Source organism: Saccharomonospora iraqiensis subsp. paurometabolica YIM 90007, from assembly GCF_000231035.2.
GTDB classification, from domain to species: domain Bacteria; phylum Actinomycetota; class Actinomycetes; order Mycobacteriales; family Pseudonocardiaceae; genus Saccharomonospora; species Saccharomonospora paurometabolica.
On the sequence record NZ_KI912218.1, the window covers coordinates 173,595 to 177,867 of the forward strand.

The following is a 4,273-nucleotide window of genomic DNA, read 5'->3' on the forward strand; positions in this document are numbered from 1 at the left end:
CGGCGTCGGCCGACAGGGGCACCGAGTGCGCGGTGAACACCAGCCGCGCCCCCGGGTCCCCGAGCCGCTCGTAGGCGGCGCGCACCCCGTCGGCCAGCGCCCCGACGAACAGCGGGTGGTCGAAGAAGTGCCGCAGCTTGCGCAGATGCGGCGCCCGCTCCCCCACGGCGGCGCGGGCACGGGCGATGTCCTCGTCGTACTGCCGGCACGCGGAGTAGCCGCCGTAGGCGCTGGTGGCGAACACCAGGGCGGTGCGCACGCCGTCGTCGGCCATGCGCGCCACGGTGTCCTCCACCATCGGGTGCCAGTTGCGGTTGCCGAAGTACACCGGCAGGGGCAGGCCCTGTTCGGCCAGTTCCCGCTCCACCGCCGCGATCGCCTCCCGGTTCAACCGGTTGATCGGCGACACGCCCCCGAACCGATGGTAGTGCTCGGCGACCTCCTCCAGCCGTTCCCGGGGCACGCCCCGCCCCCGCGTGACGTTCTCCAGGAACGGCAGAACCTCGTCCTCGCCCTCGGGCCCTCCGAAGGACAACCACAGCAACGCGTCGTAGTGCACGTCGCTCATCCTCCCGCCGCCGCGGGGCACCCGCAGAGCCGGGTCCCCCGCGGGGGATCTTGGATCACACGCGGGTGCGGCTCACTGTCCGGTGGCGTGCACCCCACCGTCCACCATGATCATCGAGCCGGTGGTGGCGGGCAGCCAGTCGGACAGCACCGCGCAGATGCTCTTCGCCACCGGCTCGGGGTCGGTCGTGTCCCAGCCCAGCGGGGCGCGGTCGCCCCAGCCGTCCTCCAGCTCGGTGAAGCCGGGGATCGACTTGGCGGCCATCGTCTTCATCGGACCCGCCGACACGAGGTTGACCCGCACACCGTGTTCCCCCAGCTCGCGGGCCAGGTAGCGGTTCACCGACTCCAGCGCCGCCTTCGCCACGCCCATCCAGTTGTAGGCGGGCCAGGCCACGCGGGCGTCGAAGTCCATCCCCACCACCGACGACCCGCGGGTGAGCAGCGGCAGCACCGCCTTGGCGACCGACTTGTACGAGTGGGCCGAGATCTCCACGGCCGTGGAGACGTCCTCGGCGGGCGCGTCCAGGAAGGGTGCGCCGAGGCAGCTCGGCGGCGCGTACGCGATCGAGTGCAGCACCCCGTCGAGCCCGTCGACGTGCGCCCCGACCCGGTCGGCCAGCGTGGACAGGTGCTCGGGATTCTGCACGTCGAGTTCGAGCACCGGCGCCGGTTCCGGCAGCCGCTTCGCGATCCGCTCGACCAGCGACAGCCGGCCGAATCCGGTGAGCACCACCGTGGCGCCCTGTTCCTGGGCGGCCCTGGCCGCGTGGAACGCCAGCGACGCGTCGGTGATCACCCCGGTGATCAGCAGTCGCTTCCCTTCGAGCAGTCCGGACACCAGTCCTCCAAGTCGGTGAGAGTCGGGAAAGTGCGGCGCCGCCCCCGCACCACGCGCGGGAGCGGTGGGTGGTGGCCGGTCAGTGCCCCATGCCGAGCCCGCCGTCGACGGGCAGCACCGCGCCGTTGACGTAGCCGGCCTCGTCGGAGGCGAGGAACCGCACCGCGTGCGCGACCTCGGAGACCTCGCCGTAGCGGCCCGCGGGGATCCGGTCCAGCGCGGCCTGCCGCTGTTCGTCGGAGAGCTCGTCGGTCATGTCGGTGACGACGAAGCCGGGGCTGACGACGTTGGCGGTGATGCCCCGCGAGCCCAGCTCGCGCGTCAGCGAGCGGGCGAGCCCGACCAGGCCGGCCTTGCTGGCCGCGTAGTTCACCTGGCCCGCGCCGCCGGCGAGACCGACCACCGAGGACAGGAACACGAACCGCCCCCACCGGGCCCGCAGCATCCCCCGGGAGGCGCGTTTGGCCACCCGGTAGGCACCGCTGAGGTTGGCATCCACCACCCGGGTGAACTGGTCCTCGCTCATCCGCATCAACAGCGTGTCGTCGTTCATGCCCGCGTTCGACACCAGCACCTCGACCGGTCCCTGGTGCTGTTCGACCTGCTTGAAGGCGGTGTCGACCTGTTCGGCGTCGGTGACGTCGGCCTCGACACCGAACAGCCCCTCGGGCGCGCCGGAGCCCCGGTGGGTCACCGCGACGCTGTGCCCGGCGTCGGCGAGGTTCCGCGCGATCGCCAGACCGATACCGCGGTTGCCTCCTGTGACCAGTACGGACCGTCCCACGTGCCTCTCCTCGCGCCGGTGATGCGATGTCTGTCCGCGCCGAGGTTATCCGTTCGCCCCCGGCGCGCACGTCCGGGATCCGTCCGCCGCGCCCACCGGGGGCCACCTCCACCGGCCGCGGCGGCACCCGGCAGGATCGGAACCCGCCAGGACGCACCACACCACGGAGGGACGGCAGAGGTCGTGTTCCGGATCGTGTTCTACCAGCCCGAGATCCCGCCGAACACCGGCAACGCGATCCGGCTCGCCGCCAACACCGGCAGCGAACTGCACCTCGTCGAACCGCTGGGCTTCTCCATGGCGGACAAGTACCTGCGCCGGGCCGGGCTGGACTACCACGACCTCGCCCACGTCCGGGTGCACCCGGACCTGGACAGCACCTGGCGGGCGCTGGACCCGGCGCGGGTGTTCGCCTTCACCACGCAGGCGCACCGGCGCTACACCGACGTCGCCTACACGGCCGGGGACGTGCTGCTGTTCGGGCCCGAGTCGGTCGGGCTGCCCCACGAGGTGCTCGACGACCCGCGGATCACCGACCGGCTGCGGCTGCCCATGCTGGCGTCGTCGCGGTCGCTGAACATCACCAACACCGCCTCGATCGCGGTCTACGAGGCGTGGCGCCAACACGGGTTCCCCGGCGCGGCCGGGTGAACCGCCGCCCCGCCGCGCCGGGGCCGGTCACGGCAGCCGCTGCCCGATCAGCAGGGAACTGCCCGCGGCCGCGAGGAGCGTGAGCGTGCCCAGCACGACCCACGGGCGGGAGGCCTCGACCTCCTCGGTCTCGTACCCGATCTGCTCCCCCAGGTCGGCGTAGACCTGCCGGAGCTGTTCGGCGGTGGCCGCCTTGTAGAAGTCGCCGCCGGACAGCCGGGCGATCTCCCGCATCGACGAGTCGTCCACCTCGACGGGCACCTGCTGTCCCTCGATCTCCACGGTGCCGTAGGAGGTGCCGAACGAGATCGTCGTGATCGGGATGTCCTTCTGCTCCGCCGCCCCGGCGGCGGTGTAGGCGCCGCGGGGTGCGTACTCGTCCTGCGGGACGGTCTGCTTGCCGTCGGTCATCAGCACGATCCGGGAGGGTGGGGGCCCCTCGGCCCCGCCGACGACGGCGGAGAAGCTCTCGATCGACTGGAGCGCGGCGAAGATGCCCTCCCCGGTCGCGGTGGACTGGGCGAGCTTGAGGTTGTCGATGGCCTCGACGACACCCGCGCGTTCGGTGGTCGGGGCCACCAGCACGGTGGCGGTCCCGGCGAAGGAGATCAGCCCGAGGTTGACCCCCGGGGTGAGCCCGTCGGCGAACGACTGCGCGGCGTCCTGCGCGGCCCGCAACCGGGTGGGTTCGACGTCGGTGGCCTCCATGGACAGCGAGGTGTCCATCACCAGCATCACCGTGGCGCGGTTGCGGGGCACCTGTTGTTCGGCCGTCGGCCCGGCCAGGGCGACGGTGAGCAGCGTCAGCGAGACCACCAGCAGCACGGCGGGCACGTGCCGCACCCGGCCGGGGCGCCGCGGGGCCACCCGGTCGAGCAGTTCCAGGTTGGTGAACCGCATGGTGTGTTTGCGCCGCGCCCGCACGGCCAGCACGTATCCGACCGCGACCGCGGCGACCACGATCAGCAGCAGGAACCACCACGGCGAGGTGAAGCCGGAGATGCTCATGAGGCCGCCCCCGACCATCCGCGCTTGCGGGCCACGGCGAACCGGACGGTGTCGGCGATCCAGTCGGAGTCGGTGCGCAGCACCAGGTGTCCGGCACCCGCCTGCCGGATCGCGCGCGCCACCTCGGCGCGGTGCGCCTGCGCGGCGGCGGCGAACTCGCGGCGCAGCAACGCGGAGACGGTGACCTCGCGCTGCCGGCCGGTCTCCGGGTCGGCGAGCACCACCGAGCCCACCTCCGGCAGGTCGACGTCGCGCGGGTCGAGCACCTCGACGGCCACCAGGTCGTGCCGGGCCGACAGCGCCCGCAACGGCTTCTCCCAGTTCACCGGGCCGAGGAAGTCCGAGATGATCACGGCGAGGCCGCGGCGCCGCGGGGGCCTGCGCAGCTGGTCGACCAGAGTGGCCAGGTCGCCGCGGGTGCC

6 protein-coding genes are annotated in these 4,273 nt (G+C 72.7%); 1 reads left to right on the plus strand and 5 read right to left on the minus strand.

What is annotated here, in order from left to right; translation table 11 throughout:
• From SACPADRAFT_RS32445 to fabG, 3 genes are all read right to left on the minus strand, one after another.
• On the minus strand, nucleotides 1-559 hold a 559-nt coding region (locus tag SACPADRAFT_RS32445), incomplete at its 3' end, for a ferrochelatase (protein WP_007026698.1).
• Nucleotides 560-640: 81 nt separating this feature from the next.
• A complete protein-coding gene (gene fabI, locus SACPADRAFT_RS0208055; RefSeq protein WP_007026699.1) occupies nucleotides 641-1,408 on the minus strand; it encodes an enoyl-ACP reductase FabI in 768 nt (255 codons plus the stop codon).
• Between the two features lie 79 nt (nucleotides 1,409-1,487).
• Nucleotides 1,488-2,192, minus strand: a complete 705-nt coding sequence (fabG, locus tag SACPADRAFT_RS0208060) for a 3-oxoacyl-ACP reductase FabG (RefSeq protein ID WP_007026700.1) — start codon at nucleotides 2,190-2,192, stop codon at nucleotides 1,488-1,490.
• A 183-nt stretch (nucleotides 2,193-2,375) separates the two neighbouring features.
• Between fabG and SACPADRAFT_RS0208065 the strand changes: the two genes are divergently transcribed.
• Complete coding sequence (locus SACPADRAFT_RS0208065) at nucleotides 2,376-2,843, plus strand: tRNA (cytidine(34)-2'-O)-methyltransferase (RefSeq protein ID WP_007026701.1); 468 nt, start codon at nucleotides 2,376-2,378, stop codon at nucleotides 2,841-2,843.
• A 27-nt stretch (nucleotides 2,844-2,870) separates the two neighbouring features.
• On the opposite strand, the gene SACPADRAFT_RS0208070 is transcribed toward SACPADRAFT_RS0208065, so the two are convergent.
• Both SACPADRAFT_RS0208070 and SACPADRAFT_RS0208075 read right to left on the minus strand, forming a co-directional pair.
• Nucleotides 2,871-3,851 (minus strand): VWA domain-containing protein, encoded by a 981-nt coding sequence (locus SACPADRAFT_RS0208070; protein ID WP_028662316.1) that lies wholly within the window; start codon nucleotides 3,849-3,851, stop codon nucleotides 2,871-2,873.
• Nucleotides 3,848-4,273 (minus strand): DUF58 domain-containing protein (locus tag SACPADRAFT_RS0208075; protein ID WP_007026703.1); only part of this gene is annotated, 426 nt, incomplete at its 5' end. The genes SACPADRAFT_RS0208075 and SACPADRAFT_RS0208070, both read right to left, overlap by 4 nt.